The sequence below is a fragment of the Achromobacter sp. AONIH1 genome (assembly GCF_002902905.1).
Classification (GTDB): Bacteria; Pseudomonadota; Gammaproteobacteria; order Burkholderiales; family Burkholderiaceae_B; genus Achromobacter.
This window is the reverse complement of record NZ_CP026124.1, coordinates 992,538-1,010,537: the sequence shown is the minus strand read 5'-3', so window position 1 is coordinate 1,010,537 and position 18,000 is coordinate 992,538. Positions and strand designations below refer to the sequence as shown.

Below are 18,000 nucleotides of genomic sequence, written 5' to 3'. Positions count from 1 at the left end.
GACCCAGACCTATAAATTTCGGAGACGCAACAATGCAGACCAGTTTGAAGCTGCGCCTGGCCGCCGCCACGGCGGTGGGCGCCCTGACCCTGTCGCTGGGCACCGCCCAGGCCGCCGCCGAACCCCGCCGTCCGGAGTGCATCGCCCCCGCCCAGCCCGGCGGCGGCTTCGACCTGACCTGCCGCCTGGCCACCGAGGGCCTGAAGCAGAGCGGGGCGCTCAAGACCGCCATGCGCATCGTCTACATGCCGGGCGGCATCGGCGCCGTGGCCTACAACAACATCGTGGCCCAGCATCCGAACGAGCCGGGCACCATCGTGGCTTTCTCCGGCGGTTCGCTGCTGAATCTGGCGCAGGGCAAGTTCGGCAAGTACAACGTCGACAACGTGCGCTGGCTGGCCGGCATCGGCACCGACTACGGCGTGGCCGTGGTGCGCAACGATTCGCCGTACACCGACCTGAAGGGCCTGATGGAGGCCTTCAAGCAGGATCCGACCAAGATCGTGCTGGGCGCCGGCGGCACCGTCGGCAGCCAGGATTGGATGAAGGCCGCGCTGACCGCCAAGGCGGCGGGCGTGGACTTCAAGAAGATGCGCTTCGTGGCCTTCGAAGGCGGCGGCGAGGCCGTGACCGCATTGCGCGGGGGCCATATCCAGGCCTACATGGGCGACGCGGCCGAAGCCTTCACCATGCTCGAGGGCGGCGCTCCCATCCGCGTGCTGGCCGTGTTCAATGACCAGCGCCTGCCGGGCAAGCTGAACACCGTGCCCACCGCGCGCGAGCAGGGCTATGACATCGTCTGGCCCATCATCCGCGGCTTCTACGTGGGGCCGAAGGTGTCCGACAGCGACTATGAGTTCTGGGTCCAGGCGTTCAACAAGGCCACCGGCACGCCGGAATTCGCCAAGCTGCGCGAGCAGCAGGGCCTGTTTCCCTTCAGCAAGACCGGCGCCGAGCTGGACGCCTACGTGAAGCAGCAGGTGAAGCAGTACGGCGAACTGGCCGAGAGTTTCGGCCTGGTCAAGAAGTGATCTAGGCCGCCGGCCTTCATCCCAACCCGAGCGCTGCGTGGCAGCCCGCCCGCGGTTCATTCGCGGGCGGCGGGACGAGGCTACGCCGCGTTCCGGTCATCACGGAAAGACATCACCATGAACGATCGAACCCTGGGCATCGCGGCGCTTGCGCTGGCGGCCTTCATGACCTGGGCGGGATGGGACATCGAGGCGCCGTTCGCCTACGAGCCCGTCGGCCCGCGTGCCTTCCCGCTGCTGCTGGCGCTGATCATCGGCCTGTGCGGCCTGCGGCTGGCCATCAAGGGCGGCAACCCGGTGCAGGCCAACGCGCCCGGCGCCAACGGGCGCATCGCGCTGATGGTGCTGTTCTGCGCGGGCTACGCCTTCCTGTTCCAGTGGCTGGGCTTCATCGTCGCGACCGCGTTGATGACGGTGGCGGTGGGCCGGCTGTTCGGCGGCGGCTGGGGCAAGTGCGCCATCGGGGGCGTGGTCATGAGCGTCTTCTTTTTCGTGTTATTCGACAAGGTGCTGGACGTGGTCCTGCCCGGCGGACTGCTGGAGAACCTGATATGAGCGGCATCCTCGATCATCTTTCCATCGGCTTTGGCGTCGCGTTCTCGCTGACCAACCTGCTGGTCGCGGCCATCGGCTCGTTCTTCGGCACGCTGGTGGGCGTGTTGCCGGGACTGGGCCCGATCAACGGCGTGGCGATGTTGATTCCCATCGCCTTCGCCATGAACCTGCCGCCCGAAACGGCGCTGATCCTGCTGGCGGCCGTATACGTGGGCGCCGAGTACGGCGGGCGCATCACGTCCATCCTGCTGAACGTGCCGGGCGAAGCCAGCGCCATCATGACCACGCTGGACGGCTATCCGCTGGCGCGCCAGGGCCTGGCCAACGTGGCGCTGTCGCTGTCGGCCTGGTCGGCGTTCTTCGGCGCCATCGTGTCGGTGGTGGGCATCATCCTGCTCGCGCCGCTGCTGGCCAAATGGGCGCTGGCCTTCGGTCCGGCTGAATACTTCGTATTGATGATCTTTGCGTTCTGCTGCCTGACCAGCCTGCTGGGCAAGCAGCCCGTCAAGGGCGTGCTGGCGGCGATGATCGGGTTGTCGATTTCGGTGGTCGGCGTGGACGCGAATTCGGGCGTATACCGCTATACCTTCGATCTGGTGCACCTGTCCGACGGCATCGAGTTCGTGGTGGTGGTGATCGCCCTGTTCGCGGTCAGCGAGATGCTGGAAATGCTGGAGAAGGTCATGGCCGGGCACAGCGTCGAGGTCAAGCCCAGCGGCCGCAAGCTGTTCAATCTGAAAGAGCTGGCGTTCACGTGGTGGAGCGTGGTGCGCAGCGCCTTCGTCGGCTTCGGCGTGGGCGTGCTGCCGGGGGCGGGCGCCAGCGTGGCCGCGGCTGTAGCCTATTCGCAGGAAAAGCGCATCATCGAAGGCAAGGATCCGGACGCCAAGTTCGGCAAGGGCGACATGCGCGGCCTGGTCGCGCCCGAGGCGGCGGCCACGGCTTCGGCGGTGGGTTCCTTCGTGCCGATGCTGACGCTGGGCGTGCCGGGCTCGGGCACGACGGCTGTGATGATGGGAGCGCTGACGCTCTACAACATCACGCCGGGGCCTGTGCTGTTCGATTCCAAGCCCGAGCTGGTCTGGGGCCTGATCGCCTCGCTGTTCGTGGCCAACGTGCTGCTGTTCATCATGAACGTGCCGATGGTGCGGCTGTTCTCCAAGGTGCTGTCGGTGCCGGGTTGGCTGATGGTGCCGGGCATTCTCTGCATCAGCTACATCGGCGTGTATGCGATCAACGCGGGCACGTTCGACCTGTTGCTGGTGGCCGGTATCGGCACGCTGGGCTACTTCCTGCGCAAGTTCGGCCTGCCGATGGCGCCGCTGGTGCTGGGCGTGGTGCTGGGCAACATGATGGAACAGAACCTGCGGCGCGCCTTGTCCATCACCGATGGCAATGTGTCGGTGCTGTTTCATAGCCCGGTCGCCATCAGCTTGTGGGTGGCAGCCGGCGCCGTGGTTGTGGTGCCGCAGCTCATGCGCCGCCTGCGCGCGCAGAAGAAGGTTGCCGTCGGGCCGGCATGACCGGACGCCGCAGTGGGCCGCGCACCGGCAGGCGCGGCGCCGCGGGGTGCCTCTGCCGGTTCTTGGACAGGGCGCCTTGCGGCGCCCTTTTTTTATGCGCGAATTCTCGCTGGGTTTGCTTGCGAAACCTTAATAGCGAGTATTTGCTCGTATTGGTGAAAATGAAAAGAGCGCGCCATTTGGCGCGCTCTTTCAGGCTGCTGCAGCGTTTTGACTACACCGAGGCAAGCCGCTCCAGCGCGGCATCCAGCGTCGCGTCCTTCTTGGCGAAGCAGAAGCGCACGATGCGGTGATTGGATTCCGGCGCGTCGGGTTGGCGGTAGAAGGCCGACACGGGAATCACGGTGACGCCGTGGTTCACGGTCAGGTCGCGCGCGAAGTCGGCTTCGGCCTGCTTGGAGATATCGCTGTAGTCGGCCAGCAGGAAGAACGTGCCGGGGCTGGGCAGGGGGCGGAAGCGCGTCTTGGCCAGGCCTTCGGACAGGCGGTCGCGCTTGGCCTGGTAGAAGGCCGGCAGGTCCAGGTAAGGCTTGGGATCGAGCATGAATTCTGCCAGCGCGTACTGCATGGGTGACGGCACGGTGAACACCATGAACTGGTGCACCTTGCGCAGTTCGGCGCTGAGCTGGCGCGGCGCGCAGCAGTAGCCGATCTTCCAGCCGGTGGTGTGATAGGTCTTGCCGAAGGACGAGATGACGAAGGCATGGTCGGCCAGCAGGGGACGGCGCGCGACGCTGGCATGGGGCTTGCCGTCGAACACGATATGTTCGTAGACCTCGTCCGACAGCAGCAGCACGCCGGTGTCGCGCACGATGGCTTCCAGCGCGTCCAGGTCGCCGTCGTCGAGCACGGCGCCGGTGGGGTTGTGCGGGAAGTTCAGCATCAGCAGGCGCGTCTTGGGCGTGATGGCGTCGCGCACGCGCTGCCAGTCGATGCGGTAGTAGGGATCGTCGGCCGTGGGTGCGCGTAGCGGCACGGGCACGGCGGTGCCACCGGCCAGGCGGATCGCGGGCAGGTACGAGTCGTAGCAGGGCTCGATGACGACGACCTCGTCGCCGCTGCCGACGGCGGCCAGCACGGTGGCCATCAGCGCCTCGGTGGCGCCGCTGGTGACGGTGATCTCGGTCTCGGGATCGTAGGCGTGGCTGTACAGCTCGCGCGCCTTGGCGGCGATGGCTTCACGCAGCGGCGCGACGCCGGGCATGTAGGGGTATTGATTGTGGCCGTCGGCCATGGCCTTGGATACCAACGCGCACAGCGCCGGGTCGGGATCGAAATCGGGAAAGCCCTGGCCGAGGTTGATGGCCTTGTGCTCGATGGCCAACCGGCTCATCACGGTGAAGATGGTGGTGCCGACGTCGGGCAGTTTGGATCGGATCATGGTTGACGCAATAGTGGACGCGATAGGGCGATGAGAGTTTCCGTAAGTATCCCACTAACTCATAATCTGGTTTTCCGATGAGCATATGCGTGGACGGGATGAAGGGCGGCAAAGTGGGGTGGCGGGTAGCGGCAGGCCTGGTGCTTGCGTTGGCCGGAGCGCTGGTGGCGGTATGGGCCCACATGCCCTTGCCATGGATGCTGGGCGCGCTGCTGGTCACGGCGGCCACGCGCATCGCGGGCTTGCGCACAGCCTGTCCACGGCCGGCGCGCAATGCCGGGCAGTGGGTCATTGGCACATCGCTGGGCTTGTACTTCACACCGCAGGTCGTCGAGCATATCGGCAACAACGCGGGGCCTATCATCGCGGGCATGTTGTTCGCGCTGGGACTGTCCTTCATTGGTACAGCGATTTTGCGCCGATATACGGACGCGGATTTCAAGACGGCCTGGTTCTCGTCGGCGATCGGCGGCGCCAGCGAAATGGCGAACCTGGCAGAGCGCTACGGCGCGCGCATCGATCGCGTGGCCACGGCGCACAGCGTGCGCGTGCTGCTGGTTGTGGTGACGGTGCCCTTCATCTTTCAGGGGTGGGGCGTGGCGGGGTTGGATCCGACCGTGCCGGGGCCGCGCGTGGTGCATTGGCCCGGGCTGGCGGCGCTGGTGGCGTTGACCTGCATGGGCGGGCTGCTGTTCATGAGGCTGAGGCTACCCAATCCCTGGGTGCTGGGATCGATGTCGGTGGCGATGACGCTGACCCTGTCCGGCATCGAATTGTCGGCGCTGCCCGACTATGTGCCGAAGATCGGGCAGCTGTTCATTGGCTGGTCCCTGGGGGACCGCTATCGTCCGGACTTCTTTCGCGCCGCGCCGCGTTTCATCGCGGCCGTGGCCGTGTTCACGGTGATCGCATTGGCGCTGGCGTTCGGGCTGGGCGCATTGCTGTCGCTATGGTCCGCCGCGCCGGTGCCCACGTTGATACTGGGTACGACGCCGGGCGGAATCGCCGAGATGGCGATCACGGCAAAGGTGCTGCAACTGGGGGTTCCGGTGGTGACGGCGTTCCATGTGACGCGCATGGTGTTCGTGGTGCTGGTGACCGGACCGATGTACAACTTTCTGGCGCGCAGGCAGCGGGATTCCGCATAACGGTATTACCCGAAGACGTCCGACGAGTCTGAAAAATGCGACATTCGGGTAAACAACTATATGACTCGGTAATGTGTGGTGGGTATGCTGGTTCCGCAGTTGATTCAAGCAGCGCGCGATCGCGTTCTGTCGTCGTTTGACGAACGTGAACGCAGCAGCAACGCAGGTATCCCTACCGGTCGTTCAGTTGTCACGGCGTCCTTGATTCATTGCAATCTCGTTAATTACAGGACGCTAGGAAAATGGCTCAGAAGGGCAAAGTCAAGTGGTTCAATGCTGACAAGGGTTACGGCTTCATCACGCCGGACGCTGGCGGCACCGATGTTTTCGCACACTTTTCCGCCATCCAAGGCCGCGGTTACCGTAGCCTGAACGAAGGTCAGGAAGTCGAATTCGAAGTCAAGGATGGTCCGAAAGGACCTCAAGCGGCCGAAATTCGCCCGCTCTAAATCGGGAAATCCCAATTTCCCGTCAGCCAGGTTGAATCCTGGCTACAACGCCCCAAGACCTTGCGGTCTGGGGCGTTGTTTCATTTGGGCCTGCCCTTATCGATGTTGATCTCGCGCGACCAGTATTTTCGGGCTTGCCGAGCATAATGTTAGTGAATACTAACTTAATGTGAGTCCTTTGGATAAGTTTGTGGATAATTTTCCCGGACCGGTCTTGGTTTTGTGGGCAATCTTGGATCAATAGGTATTCGGCGGCGCGGTTTTGCACAATTTTGGGTATTTGTTTGAATCGCGTGTCTGCCGGGTTCATGTTTCTCATGAAGCTTGCCATATCGTCTTCCACGCAGGGGGATACCTGCTTTTTCCCCAGGAAATTCGGGCTCTTACCGATTATTCAGTGCTTCGACGGCGTATTGGCCGCAAGCTGGCCGACGCGCTCTGGCGCTCTGTTGGGGCAGTTTTTGATGGTCTGACAGACGGTTGTTCACAAAGATATCCCCATCTTGGTTATGCACAGAATCCCCCTTGGTTTACGCCAAAGTGGGGTATCCAGTCTGTGGATAGAAATGGGGATATCGGCCAGCGAGCGGCTATTGATTCCGGTTTGCGCGACTGCTTCAGTGCAGCGGAAAGCCAGGATGCCGTAACACCCTGGTAGCGTTGAGCGGGCTTTGGCCGGGACAGACACGCGTGGGTATTGCCGCCAAAAAAATAGATCAAACGCGGCTAGAGATGTTGTCCACAGCGTTTTCCCGTGGATCATCCAAAAGGATGAGGGCGGCCGTATCCGGCTGGGCTATATGAATTGTGCGGCCAGGGATTGAGTGCGCGAGCGGGATGTGGTGGCTGAGTGTCTGACGTGCAATTACAACTTTGTGGAAAAGTCGTGGATCGGCCTGACGAGCGGAAGGTGCGGTTGGACAGCAAATTCATCAGCCAGTTCCTGCTGACGATAGTTGTAGGAGTTGTCCACAAAATTCGGGCGCGTGCAATCTTGCCTGTCGCAGCCATAGACCGCAGCTTATCCACAATGTTCTGCCGCCTTGCTCGTGCTTGGGCAATCGGCGTATCCATTGATTCGAAAGCCTATTTTGTCGTGGCAGGCGAATCAGCAACAGGCAGATTGCCTACCTAGCATGGCTCATGGATTTATGGGCCGAGTGGGCGGCCTGGGTCCTAGGTTCGGGTTGTCCACTTTTTTGCCCACAGGCCTGGCTAATCTGGGATGAGGATTTCATGTGGATAAGGTGAACTCAGATATTCAGCGTTGTTGTTGGTTTGCTCTTGTTCTCACGTGCGTGTTGGAGAAAGGAAGCTGTGTGGTTTCACATGAAAATGGGTACGGCTGGCGCTGATCTTCGGAAATACGCTGGTGCTGTGGATAAGGCATATCACGAGCGGTCGGCCTTTGCCGGTCAGCGATCTGGGTATGAACCAGACTCGGACATTGGTAAGCCCTTATCTGTCGTAGTCGGAATCGGAGTATGGACTGATGGATCGGTCTGCTTAGCGTGATGAAGATGATCGAGAGAATCGATGGTGCGTGGTCGTTGTGTTCAAAGAAGGACCAATTGTTTTGGGGGTAGGGGATGGGTAGGGCTAGAAAATCGTGATTTTCATCAGATGTTTCACGTGAAACGGGAACAAGGATTGCTCGGGGCGATGTGGGTGCAGCATTAAAAGGAACTAGGGATCTTGGTTTCACGTGGAACATCACGAGCCTTGGACAATCTCCAGCGCAGTCCAAGGGCGGTTGTTCCACGTGAAACATGAAGCAAATTCCAGCCCTTGCACCCTACACAGGAAAACGGAGCATTAAATGTTCCACGTGGAACATTGAAATCCGCACCGCCGAACATGAACGTTGCATCATTCGAATGATGTTTCACGTGAAACAACAATGGCAGAGTAGTGCTATCTGGTGCGGTAGGGATGCGCCGGTCCGTATTTAATGTCGATGGCAGATAGGCGTATGTTCCACGTGAAACATTGGAATCTGAGCATGGACATCCCCGTTGTTCAGAGTCAACGCGATAGCGTGCCCATTGCTGACTCTCATGAAGCCCACATCGGTCTGGTGGATACCCATCTACGGATATCAACAAGGCCATCATGTGTTCCACGTGAAACATGAGACTTGGGCAGATGCCGACATATTCAGGCTGGGATGCCTGTATCCCCGTCGCGTTTTCCTCACGTCTTACCGGTGTGACGGCCAATCCAGCCGCAGTAAAGCATGTTTCACGTGAAACATGCCCCCCCTACATCTATAATGAGCACCGAACGCTCTCTTATCTTCTCCCCCCATCATGGATTACCCCCGCGAATTCGATGTCATCGTTGTCGGTGGCGGTCACGCCGGCACCGAGGCGGCGCTGGCGGCTGCGCGCACCGGCGCACAGACGCTGCTGCTGACCCACAACATCGAGACCCTAGGCCAAATGTCTTGCAATCCCTCCATCGGTGGGATCGGCAAGGGACATCTTGTCAAAGAGGTCGATGCGCTGGGTGGCGCCATGGCCTTGGCGACGGACGAGGCTGGCATTCAGTTCCGTATTCTGAACGGCTCCAAGGGGCCGGCGGTGCGGGCGACGCGTGCCCAGGCTGATCGCGTGCTGTACCGCAAGGCGATCCGTGGTCGCCTGGAAAATCAGTCGAATCTCTGGCTATTCCAGCAGGCAGTCGAGGATTTGATGGTGGAGGGCGACCGCGTCGTGGGCGCCGTAACCCAGGTGGGTCTGAAGTTTCGCGCCAAGACGGTAGTTCTGACCGCAGGGACGTTCCTGAACGGACTGATCCACGTGGGCCTGCAGAACTATTCCGGCGGTCGTGCCGGAGATCCACCGGCGATTTCCCTGGGGCAGCGCCTGAAGGAACTGAAGCTTCCGCAAGGCCGCCTCAAGACCGGAACGCCGCCCCGTATCGACGGCCGCACGATTAACTACTCGATCCTGGAAGAGCAGCCGGGCGATCTGGATCCGATTCCCGTGTTCTCGTACATGGGCAATGTGGCCATGCATCCTCGGCAGCTGCCTTGCTGGATCACGCACACCAATGCCCGCACGCACGACATCATTCGCGGCGGGCTGGATCGTTCGCCGATGTACAGCGGCGTGATCGAAGGTGTGGGCCCGCGCTACTGTCCGTCAATCGAAGACAAGATCCACCGCTTCGCCGACAAGGAGTCGCACCAGGTATTCCTGGAGCCGGAAGGGCTGGACACGCATGAGGTGTATCCCAATGGCGTTTCCACCAGCCTGCCGTTCGATGTGCAGCTGGACCTGATCCATTCGTTGCCTGGCCTGGAGAACGCCCATATCCTGCGTCCCGGTTATGCCATCGAATATGACTATTTTGATCCACGTGGATTGAAGAGCACGTTGGAAACCAAGGCGATCGAAGGTCTGTACTTCGCCGGCCAGATCAATGGCACCACGGGTTACGAAGAGGCCGCGGCCCAGGGCTTGCTGGCTGGCGTGAATGCCGCGCTCAAGTCGCTGGACCGCGATCAATGGACGCCGCGCCGCGACGAAGCCTATCTGGGTGTGCTGGTCGACGACCTGGTCACGCGCGGCGTGACCGAGCCCTATCGCATGTTCACCTCGCGCGCCGAGTATCGTCTCAGCCTGCGCGAGGACAATGCTGACCTGCGTCTGACCGAAATCGGTCGCCGCCTCGGTATCGTTGACGATGCGCGCTGGGATGCGTTCAATCGCAAGCGCGATGCGGTTGCCGCCGAAGTCGAGCGCTTGAAATCGTCCTGGGTCAACCCGCGCGTGTTGCCCGCCGAAGTCGCGGAACCGCTGCTGGGGAAGGCGATAGAACGTGAGTACTCACTAGCTGACCTGCTGAAACGGCCGGGCGTTTCCTATGAATCGCTGATGGCCGCCCGCAACCTGGATGGCTCGCTGCTCGCCGGTCCCGGCGTGGTTGCCGACGAGGTGCTGGCCGAGCAGGTCGAGATCCAGGTGAAGTACGCCGGCTACATCGCCCGCCAGCAGGACGAAGTGCAGAAGCAGATTTCGCACGAGCTGCAGCCCATTCCCGCCGACGTCGACTACGACGCCGTGACCAGCCTGTCGTTCGAAGTGCGCCAGAAGCTCAAGACGCACCGGCCCGAAACCATTGGCCAGGCGGCCCGCATTTCCGGCGTGACCCCGGCGGCGATCTCGCTGCTGATGATCCATCTCAAGCGCCTGCACTATGGCACGCGCAAGCTGAGCCGCGATGCCTCGTCCGAGGCGGGCCCCGAGGAGGCCGCGGCATGACGTCACAAGCGCAAGCGGCCGGCGCCGACATGGCCGGCCGCTTGTCCCAGGCATGCGCGCAACTCGGCCTGCCGGTCGACGCGCAAGCTGTGGACAAGCTGCTCGGCTATCTGGCGCAGATGCAGCGCTGGAACCGTACCTACAACCTCACCGCCATCCGCGATCCGCAGCAGATGCTGATCCAGCATCTGTTCGACAGCCTGTCCGTCGTGGCGCCGCTGAGCGCCGCGCTGGGCGAGGCGCCTGCCAGGATCTATGACGTGGGTTCGGGCGGTGGCTTGCCCGGCGTGGTGCTGGCCATCATGCGGCCGCATTGGTCCGTGACCTGCATCGACGCCGTCGAAAAGAAAACCGCATTCGTGCGCCAGATGAGCGGCGCGCTGGCCTTGCCCAATCTGCAGGCCCGCCACGCCCGCATCGAAACGCTGGAGCCGGGCGAGTGCAATATTGTGACGTCGCGCGCCTTCGCATCATTGGATGATTTTGCCGAACTCGCGGGTCGCCATGTGCGCAACGATGGTACCCTCGTTGCGATGAAGGGCAAGGTCCCCGACGATGAAATCCAGGCGTTGCACGCGCGCGGGACATGGCAAGTCGACCACATACAGCCGCTCCACGTGCCGGAGCTGCAAGCAGAACGCTGCCTGATCTGGATGCGCCGCAGTCAAGGAACCCTATGAATAACATTCCCCCCAGCGAAACCGCTCGCGTTTTCTGCATTGCCAACCAGAAGGGCGGTGTGGGCAAGACGACGACCGCCATCAACCTGGCGGCCGGCCTTGCCACGCACAAGCAACGCGTGCTGCTGGTGGACCTGGATCCGCAAGGCAATGCCACGATGGGCAGCGGCATCGACAAGAACTCGCTGGCGTCCAATCTCTATCAAGTGCTGATCGGAGAGGCCACCATCGCGCAGGCGCGCGTGCGCTCCGAGTCGGGCGGCTATGACGTGCTGCCGGCCAACCGCGAGCTGTCGGGCGCGGAAATCGACCTGGTGCAGATGGACGAGCGCGAGCGTCAGCTCAAGGCCGCCATCGATTCCGTCAAGCACGAGTACGACTTCGTGCTGATCGATTGCCCGCCCACGCTGTCGCTGCTCACGCTCAACGGCCTGGCCGCGGCGCACGGCGTCATCATTCCCATGCAGTGCGAGTACTTCGCGCTCGAAGGTCTGTCCGACCTGGTCAACACCATCAAGCGCGTGCACCGGAACATCAACGACGACCTGCGCGTGATCGGTTTGCTGCGCGTGATGTTCGATCCGCGCATGACGCTGCAGCAGCAGGTGTCCGCGCAGCTGGAATCGCACTTCGGCGACAAGGTCTTCAAGACCGTGGTGCCGCGCAACGTGCGCCTGGCCGAAGCGCCCAGCTATGGCATGCCTGGCGTGGTGTACGACCGCGGCTCGCGCGGCGCGCAGGCCTATATCTCGTTCGGCGCCGAAATGATCGAGCGCGTCAAGGAACTCAACTGACGCCGCAGCCACCATGTCCGCAGCAACGCTCTTTTCCCGCCCCACCGCAGCGCCTGCCGCGCGTCCCTCGGACGATGCGCGCGACCGCCTGCGCGTGCGGCTGGAAGAGGCCGCGCTGAACGCCACGGCCGTCTCCGCGCAGCTGCTCCACGACGGCTGGCTGGTGCGTCTTGCGCCGTCAGCGGCCAAGCGGGTGCGCAGCATCAATGTGCTGGGGTTATCCACACGTCCGCTCGATGAGCGGCTGGCGTATTGTTCTTCGTTGTACGCGCGCCGTGGCCTGCCGATGCTGTTCCGCCTGACGTCCATCGGACCGGATTTTTCCCTGGACGACGAACTGGCCGCGCGCGGCTATGCACTGATCGAAGAAACCCGCGTCATGTCCGCGCCATTGGCGCCTCGGCCGCAGGCCGCACCTGCCGGGCTGACGTTCGCAATGGTGGATCCGGTCCGCTTTGCCGATGAAGTTGGACGCATGCGCGGCGCCTTGCCGCAGCATGTCGAGGAACATCGCGCACGCCTGGCGGGGTTGGCTGTGGATATCTCGCCGGTGCTGGCGCATGCCGGCGACGGCCGTTGCGTGGCTGCGGGATTGGCCGTGCGCGATGGCGACTTGCTGGGCCTGTTCGATATCGTTACGCATCCCGATGAACGGCGCAAAGGCCATGCCGGCGCGCTGGTGGAATATTTGTTGGCCGCAGGCGCGGCCGACGGCGCGGCAACCGCCTATTTGCAGGTGGAGCCGGACAATGCCGCCGCACGCGCCTTGTACGCCCGCTACGGTTTCAAAGACTGTTACGCGTATTGGTACCGCCTGCCCGCCGAGCAGGCGGCCGCCTGAGCCCGGCTCGGGATACAAAAACAGAAGGAAAGAGGATTTAACTATGGCCACCAAGAAACCCAAGGGTTTGGGTCGCGGACTGGATGCCCTGCTGGGCGCTGACGCGCCCGCCATCGAGAATATCGGCAAGGCGCAGGCCAAGCCCGAGGGTCCGCCGTCCACCTTGCCCGTCTCCAAGATGCGCGCCGGCAAATACCAGCCGCGCACGCGCATGGACGAGGGCGCCTTGGGCGAACTGGCCGAATCGATCCGCACGCAAGGCATCATGCAACCCATTCTTGTGCGCGAACTGGGCGAAGAACCCGGACAGTACGAAATCATCGCCGGCGAGCGGCGATTCCGCGCGGCACAGCTGGCCGGCCTGAAGGAAGTGCCGGTGCTGGTGCGTGAAGTGGCCGACGAGCACGCCGCCGTCATGGCGCTGATCGAGAACATCCAGCGCGAGGACCTGAACCCGCTTGAAGAAGCGCATGGCGTGCGCCGCCTGCTCGACGAGTTCGGCCTGACGCACGAACAGGCGGCCCAGGCCATCGGCCGTTCGCGCTCGGCGACCAGCAATCTGCTGCGCCTGTTGAACCTGGCCGCGCCGGTGCAGACCATGCTGCTGGCCGGCGATGTGGACATGGGCCATGCGCGCGCGCTGCTGGCCGTGGACGCGGCCACGCAGATCCAGCTGGCTAATCAGATCATCGCCCGCCGCCTGTCGGTGCGCGAGGCCGAGAAGCTGGTCGCCAAGACCGCCAAGGATGCCGAGTCGGCATCGGCGCCGCGCAAAAAGGCCAATGGCGTGTCGCGCGATCTGACGCGCCTGGAGGAAGCCTTGTCCGATCACCTGGGCACGCGCGTCGCGCTCAAGGTCGGCGCCAAGGACAAGGGCCAGATCGTGATCGACTTCCACGGCTGGGAACACCTGAATTCCTTGCTTGAACGCCAGGGCCTGTCCGGAGTGGTCGATGCCTGACGCGCTGCCCGTGGTGGCGGTGCTGGCGACCGGCGGCACCATCGCCGGCGCCCAGGCCGACGCGACCTCGGCCGGCTACAAGGCCGGCTCCTTCTCGGTGGACGATCTGTTGGCCGCCGTGCCGCAGCTGGCGGGCATTGCCCGCATTCGCGCCGAGCAGGTGGCCAACGTCGGCAGCCAGAACATGACGCATGACGTCTGGCGCGCGCTGGCCGCGCGCGTGGATGCCTTGTGCCAGGACGCATCCGTGGCCGGCATCGTCATTACCCACGGCACGGACACGCTGGAAGAGACCGCGTATTTCCTGAGCCTGGTGGTGTGCCACGACAAGCCTGTCGTGCTGGTTGGCGCGATGCGACCGGCCACCGCGCTGGGCGCCGAAGGTCCCGCCAATCTGTACAACGCGGTGGCGCTGGCGCGCCATGCCGAGGCCCGCGGCCGCGGGCCGCTGGTGGTGATGAACGAGGACATCCACTACGCGCGCGAGGTGCAGAAGATCGCCAGCGCCGGCCTGTGCGCGTTCAGCTCGCCCAATCGCGGCCGTGCCGGTGTCATGCACGGCGGTGTGCCGAAGTTCTATTCGCGCAATGCCACCACGCATTCCACGCAAAGCGAGTTTTCACTCGCATTGTTGGAAAAGTCGGGCTGGCCCCGCGTGGGCATCGTGTACGCGCACGCGGACCTGCAGGCCGACGTGATTGATTTCATGGCGTCCGTGTGCCAAGGCATCGTGCTGGCTGGCGTCGGGGATGGCAATGCGACCGACGCGGCCATCGCCGCCCTGACGCGCGCCGCCGCCGCAGGCGTGGCCGTGGCTCGCTCCAGCCGCACCGGCAGCGGCTTGGTCGCGCGCGACGTCGAACTCGATGACGCCGCGCTGGGCTTCATCGCGGCGGCAGACCTGAGCCCGCAGAAGGCACGCATCCTGTTGATGCTGGGCCTGTCCGCCACGCGTGATCCGGCGGCGCTGCAGCATTGCTTCGAACGCTATTGAAGAGCCCGCACGCCATGCGCTCGATCTGAGCGCACGGCGCAGTCAGGCAATCGACACCGCGCCCACCACGGATTCCAGCGCCGCATAGGCGGGTAAGGCTTGCGCCGACGCGTTGGTGACGAGGTGGTCGATGCGGTTCGCGGCGCAGTACGACATGCGGCTGCATACGCCGATCTTGCTGAAGTCGGCCAGCAGTACCCGCTGCCTGGCGTTGTCGGCCATGGCCCGCGCCACGTCGGCTTCGCGCAGGTCGTAGCTGGTGGCGCCGCATTCGGCATCCACACCCACCGGTGACAGCAGCGCCAGGTCCGCGCGATAGCGGTGGATCTCGGCCACGGTGACGCCGCCGGCGGTGGCGCAGACGGGGCCGCCCACCGTTCCGCCCAGCATGAGCACTTCATTGGCGCCGTTGCCCGCGGCGCCGATTTTCCTTGCCACGTCGAAGGAATTGGTGATGATGGTCAGCCCGCTCTGCCTGGCTAGTTCGTCGGCCAGCACGCTGGTGGTGCTGCCGGCATCCAGGAACAGGGTCTGGCCGCTGGCGGTCAGGCTGGCGGCAAGGCGCGCGATGGCGCGCTTGTACTTCACGCGGGTATGCACGCGTTCGGCGATGGGCGGCTCGCTGTGCACCGGCACCGCGCCGCCATGCACACGGCGCAGTTCTCCCAACGCTTCCAGTTCGAGCAGGTCGCGCCTGACGGTTTCCCGGGAGACCCCCAATTCGCCGACGATGCGGTCGGTCGAGACTTGCTGCAATGTAGACAGCAGCGCGCGGATTCGCTGATACCGCTCTTCTTGCCACATAACGGATGCTTCCTATCTATAGCCGGCGCGTTGCACGCCGGACGCCCGGGACGACCGATTCATGCCTAGCCGTCCCGGCGCAGTTGGCATGATACGGCCCGGGCTTGCCACGCAGGTCCCCGGGACGGGGAATTCGTCCGGATACGGAACGGCAAGCGCCCGCCGCGGCAATGGCGGATTCAAGTCGGGAGGCGGGCCAACAAAAGCTGCGCAAGAAATTGCCCACAGACTTGTCCACAGGGTTGTTCGGAAACGGGTCGGATCGCATGGGGTCAGACAGCCCTGATCTTGAAACCGCCGCAGGCGCGAGGCGCGTCGTCGGCGTGGCCCATTCGCGGCATCATGGAGCGATGCCGCGCGCCCGGAATGGCCAAGAATTCGCTTTATCGCGGGCTGCCATCCAGATGTCAGAATCCGGGTTGCATTTATAGGTATATTTGCAAATTTGTGGCAAAACGTCCAGCCGGGATCTGTTTGCCTGCAACGGAACAGGCGCTTTTGCGTCAACGAACAGCAGGCAGGCGTTCGAGCCAGTGCGCGGCGCTTGCCTGACGGGTCCAAGTATCCGGGCCTGCCCTGTTTTGGAGTACAGCTATGCATACCTCGACGCCGCTCGCGGCACAGCAGTTGGCCGCCTACGCCGCATTTGCCCAGACCCTGGCGGACCGGGTTCGGCCCTTGTCGCGGCAGTGGTTCCGGCATCCCTTGTCCATCGACACCAAGGCCGACGAGAGCCCGGTCACCCAGGCCGACCGCGAAGTCGAAGCCGCGTTGCGGGCGGCTATTTCGCAGCAGTATCCCGAGCACGGCATTTTTGGCGAAGAGTATGGCGTGCAGCAGGCCGAGGCGGAATTCGTGTGGTCGCTGGACCCCATCGACGGCACGCGCGCCTTCATTTCCGGCAATCCCCTTTGGGGCACCTTGCTGGCGTTGCTGTACCGGGGCAAGCCGGTGCTGGGCTTGATCGATGTGCCGATGCTGGACGAGCGCTGGATTGGTACGCAGGGGGGCGTGTCGACCCTGAACGGACAGCTTTGTTCGGCCAGCCGCTGTGCAAGCCTGGACCAGGCCATTCTGTATGCGACTTCGCCCGATATCTTCAATACCGCCGAACTGGCCGCATTCGACGCCCTGGCGCGTTCGACGCGCATGCGTCGCTATGGCGGCGATTGCTACAGCTATGGCTTGCTCGCCAGCGGTCATGTCGACCTGGTGGTCGAGGCGGGATTGCAGCCCTATGACTATATGGCTTTGATACCGGTGATCGAAGGCGCGGGCGGCGTCATCACGGATTGGGCCGGCCAGCCGCCAGGCCTGGATTCTGACGGCCGCGTGATTGCCGCCGCGACGCCGCAGCTGCATCAGCAGGCCATGCGCGCGTTGGCGCACCTGGCTTGAAACGAATCAGGAACGGCAGCGATTCGAGCGCCGCGGTCTCGCGTTGAATGCGAGCAATCGCTTCACTTCATGCATTGAGGTTTTACGAGCAAAGCGTCGGATATTTTGCGAGTAAAGATTTGCATATGAAAATTCATGAGCTAAAGCTTGCTTATTCATATAAGCGAGTAAAGGCTCATAAATTTGGGCGGGGCGGAGTATCGTAAGAAGATGACGGGTTTGGCTTGATGCGCTCGGATTGCGAGAATTGCGCCATTTCTTCGGCCGGGGAGCGCATGAGGGTGGGGGGGGTCTGGTGCATTGCCGCGCTTGTGATCGGTCGGCACGCGGGCGGGGGAGGGTGTGACCGTCGTCCGTTGCGCATCTGTTGGTGGATGGGTGAAAGCGGGAAGGCGGTTCTGTCTATCTGCAGCGTCCCTTGTTGGGGCGGGCGCAAGAGGGCAGGGTGCTGAAAGGGTTGTGAGCAGAGGCAGGGCGAAACGCGGCGGTTCGGGTGCGGCTTGTTTGGCCGGGAAGGGGGGCAGCCTGGTCCGGCAGACGAATCAACCCGCCCTCCGTGCCCGCAGTCCCCGGGCCCGGAGGGTGCAACTTTTCCGTGCAGCGTTTCGCAGAAACCTGTAAGCTTCGCCCCCTCTGCGCGGAAACGCGGCGGAGGCAGGACTGGAAATTGGAATTTTTCGATCCCGGCGTTTGACACCGGATTCGAAAGTGTTCATAATCTCAAGTTCTCCGCTGGAGGGGTGCCCGAGTGGTTAAAGGGGGCAGACTGTAAATCTGTTGGCCTTGCGCCTACGTTGGTTCGAATCCAACCTCCTCCACCAGAGACCCTATACCTAAATCCAGGCGCGGCTAGAGCATCAGCGGCCTGGATTTTAAAATGCAAGCCCAGGGAGCTGGGCGGCCTTTGCAACGAAGGCCGTAAGGCTTCAGGGGTCTGGATTTGAAGGTGTTGGGAAGTACGAGAAGGTGAAAGGGTAGCCGCGGGTGTAGCTCAATGGTAGAGCAGAAGCCTTCCAAGCTTACGACGAGGGTTCGATTCCCTTCACCCGCTCCAAGATTTATACGCCCATGTGGCTCAGTGGTAGAGCACTCCCTTGGTAAGGGAGAGGTCACGCGTTCGATCCGCGTCATGGGCACCACAACTTCTTTTCTTCAGTCAGAAGCGCAATCCAG

Annotated in this window: 14 protein-coding genes and 3 tRNA genes; 15 read left to right on the top strand and 2 right to left on the bottom strand. The window is 63.0% G+C overall.

The features are described from left to right. Nucleotides 1-32 precede the first annotated feature (32 nt). The 3 genes from C2U31_RS04665 (at nt 33) to C2U31_RS04655 (ending at nt 3,109) form a co-directional block, all read left to right on the top strand. Nucleotides 33-1,031, top strand: coding sequence for a tripartite tricarboxylate transporter substrate binding protein (locus tag C2U31_RS04665; protein ID WP_103271768.1), 999 nt, complete (start codon nt 33-35; stop codon nt 1,029-1,031). 117 nt (nt 1,032-1,148) lie between these two features. Next, on the top strand, nt 1,149-1,586 hold the full coding sequence (locus C2U31_RS04660; RefSeq protein WP_103271767.1) for a tripartite tricarboxylate transporter TctB family protein: 438 nt from the start codon (nt 1,149-1,151) through the stop codon (nt 1,584-1,586). After that, nucleotides 1,583-3,109, top strand: coding sequence for a tripartite tricarboxylate transporter permease (locus tag C2U31_RS04655; protein ID WP_103271766.1), 1,527 nt, complete (start codon nt 1,583-1,585; stop codon nt 3,107-3,109). The genes C2U31_RS04660 and C2U31_RS04655 overlap by 4 nt, the downstream gene beginning before the upstream one ends. A gap of 214 nt (nt 3,110-3,323) precedes the next feature. Here C2U31_RS04655 and C2U31_RS04650 read toward each other — a convergent pair whose 3' ends face one another. Next, the gene (locus tag C2U31_RS04650; protein ID WP_103271765.1) at nt 3,324-4,490 is read right to left on the bottom strand and encodes a pyridoxal phosphate-dependent aminotransferase; all 1,167 of its coding nucleotides are present in this window, start codon (nt 4,488-4,490) and stop codon (nt 3,324-3,326) included. A gap of 98 nt (nt 4,491-4,588) precedes the next feature. Between C2U31_RS04650 and C2U31_RS04645 the strand changes: the two genes are divergently transcribed. The 8 genes from C2U31_RS04645 (at nt 4,589) to C2U31_RS04610 (ending at nt 14,625) form a co-directional block, all read left to right on the top strand. Continuing rightward, entirely contained in the window at nt 4,589-5,638 is a 1,050-nt protein-coding gene (locus C2U31_RS04645; RefSeq protein ID WP_103271764.1) for an AbrB family transcriptional regulator, read from the top strand. Nucleotides 5,639-5,880: 242 nt separating this feature from the next. After that, nucleotides 5,881-6,087, top strand: coding sequence for a cold-shock protein (locus C2U31_RS04640; RefSeq protein ID WP_006389561.1), 207 nt, complete (start codon nt 5,881-5,883; stop codon nt 6,085-6,087). A 2,309-nt stretch (nt 6,088-8,396) separates the two neighbouring features. Continuing rightward, a complete protein-coding gene (gene mnmG / locus C2U31_RS04635; RefSeq protein ID WP_103271763.1) occupies nt 8,397-10,355 on the top strand; it encodes a tRNA uridine-5-carboxymethylaminomethyl(34) synthesis enzyme MnmG in 1,959 nt (652 codons plus the stop codon). Then, nucleotides 10,352-11,035, top strand: a complete 684-nt coding sequence (gene rsmG, locus C2U31_RS04630) for a 16S rRNA (guanine(527)-N(7))-methyltransferase RsmG (RefSeq protein ID WP_103271762.1) — start codon at nt 10,352-10,354, stop codon at nt 11,033-11,035. Before mnmG ends, rsmG begins: the two co-directional genes overlap by 4 nt. Continuing rightward, nucleotides 11,032-11,829 (top strand): ParA family protein, encoded by a 798-nt coding sequence (locus C2U31_RS04625; RefSeq protein WP_103271761.1) that lies wholly within the window; start codon nt 11,032-11,034, stop codon nt 11,827-11,829. Before rsmG ends, C2U31_RS04625 begins: the two co-directional genes overlap by 4 nt. A 13-nt stretch (nt 11,830-11,842) precedes the next feature. Further along, the gene (locus tag C2U31_RS04620) at nt 11,843-12,670 is read left to right on the top strand and encodes a GNAT family N-acetyltransferase (RefSeq protein ID WP_103271760.1); all 828 of its coding nucleotides are present in this window, start codon (nt 11,843-11,845) and stop codon (nt 12,668-12,670) included. A 43-nt stretch (nt 12,671-12,713) separates the two neighbouring features. Beyond that, the gene (locus tag C2U31_RS04615) at nt 12,714-13,631 is read left to right on the top strand and encodes a ParB/RepB/Spo0J family partition protein (RefSeq protein ID WP_103271759.1); all 918 of its coding nucleotides are present in this window, start codon (nt 12,714-12,716) and stop codon (nt 13,629-13,631) included. Next, nucleotides 13,624-14,625 (top strand): asparaginase, encoded by a 1,002-nt coding sequence (locus tag C2U31_RS04610; RefSeq protein ID WP_103271758.1) that lies wholly within the window; start codon nt 13,624-13,626, stop codon nt 14,623-14,625. The genes C2U31_RS04615 and C2U31_RS04610 overlap by 8 nt, the downstream gene beginning before the upstream one ends. A 42-nt stretch (nt 14,626-14,667) precedes the next feature. Here the strand turns inward: C2U31_RS04610 and C2U31_RS04605 are convergent, their stop codons facing one another. Further along, nucleotides 14,668-15,429: a DeoR/GlpR family DNA-binding transcription regulator gene (locus tag C2U31_RS04605; protein ID WP_103271757.1), complete on the bottom strand. Its 762-nt coding sequence runs from the start codon at nt 15,427-15,429 to the stop codon at nt 14,668-14,670. 594 nt (nt 15,430-16,023) lie between these two features. Here C2U31_RS04605 and hisN point away from each other — a divergent pair. The 4 genes from hisN (at nt 16,024) to C2U31_RS04585 (ending at nt 17,966) form a co-directional block, all read left to right on the top strand. Further along, complete coding sequence (gene hisN, locus C2U31_RS04600; RefSeq protein WP_103271756.1) at nt 16,024-16,827, top strand: histidinol-phosphatase; 804 nt, start codon at nt 16,024-16,026, stop codon at nt 16,825-16,827. 734 nt (nt 16,828-17,561) lie between these two features. Continuing rightward, nucleotides 17,562-17,648, top strand: a tRNA-Tyr gene (locus tag C2U31_RS04595). A 159-nt stretch (nt 17,649-17,807) separates the two neighbouring features. Continuing rightward, nucleotides 17,808-17,881, top strand: a tRNA-Gly gene (locus C2U31_RS04590). Nucleotides 17,882-17,891: 10 nt separating this feature from the next. Then, nucleotides 17,892-17,966, top strand: a tRNA-Thr gene (locus tag C2U31_RS04585). Nucleotides 17,967-18,000 lie beyond the last annotated feature (34 nt).

Excerpts from the sequence above, each read along its gene's own strand:
- hisN (WP_103271756.1), top strand. The coding sequence starts at position 16,024 with ATGCATACCTCGACGCCGCTCGCGGCACAGCAGTTGGCCGCCTACGCC.
- C2U31_RS04660 (WP_103271767.1), top strand. The coding sequence starts at position 1,149 with ATGAACGATCGAACCCTGGGCATCGCGGCGCTTGCGCTGGCGGCCTTC.
- mnmG (WP_103271763.1), top strand. The coding sequence starts at position 8,397 with ATGGATTACCCCCGCGAATTCGATGTCATCGTTGTCGGTGGCGGTCAC.
- C2U31_RS04620 (WP_103271760.1), top strand. The coding sequence starts at position 11,843 with ATGTCCGCAGCAACGCTCTTTTCCCGCCCCACCGCAGCGCCTGCCGCG.
- C2U31_RS04615 (WP_103271759.1), top strand. The coding sequence starts at position 12,714 with ATGGCCACCAAGAAACCCAAGGGTTTGGGTCGCGGACTGGATGCCCTG.
- C2U31_RS04605 (WP_103271757.1), bottom strand. The coding sequence starts at position 15,429 with ATGTGGCAAGAAGAGCGGTATCAGCGAATCCGCGCGCTGCTGTCTACA.
- C2U31_RS04645 (WP_103271764.1), top strand. The coding sequence starts at position 4,589 with ATGAAGGGCGGCAAAGTGGGGTGGCGGGTAGCGGCAGGCCTGGTGCTT.
- C2U31_RS04625 (WP_103271761.1), top strand. The coding sequence starts at position 11,032 with ATGAATAACATTCCCCCCAGCGAAACCGCTCGCGTTTTCTGCATTGCC.
- C2U31_RS04650 (WP_103271765.1), bottom strand. The coding sequence starts at position 4,490 with ATGATCCGATCCAAACTGCCCGACGTCGGCACCACCATCTTCACCGTG.
- rsmG (WP_103271762.1), top strand. The coding sequence starts at position 10,352 with ATGACGTCACAAGCGCAAGCGGCCGGCGCCGACATGGCCGGCCGCTTG.
- C2U31_RS04655 (WP_103271766.1), top strand. The coding sequence starts at position 1,583 with ATGAGCGGCATCCTCGATCATCTTTCCATCGGCTTTGGCGTCGCGTTC.
- C2U31_RS04640 (WP_006389561.1), top strand. The coding sequence starts at position 5,881 with ATGGCTCAGAAGGGCAAAGTCAAGTGGTTCAATGCTGACAAGGGTTAC.
- C2U31_RS04665 (WP_103271768.1), top strand. The coding sequence starts at position 33 with ATGCAGACCAGTTTGAAGCTGCGCCTGGCCGCCGCCACGGCGGTGGGC.
- C2U31_RS04610 (WP_103271758.1), top strand. The coding sequence starts at position 13,624 with ATGCCTGACGCGCTGCCCGTGGTGGCGGTGCTGGCGACCGGCGGCACC.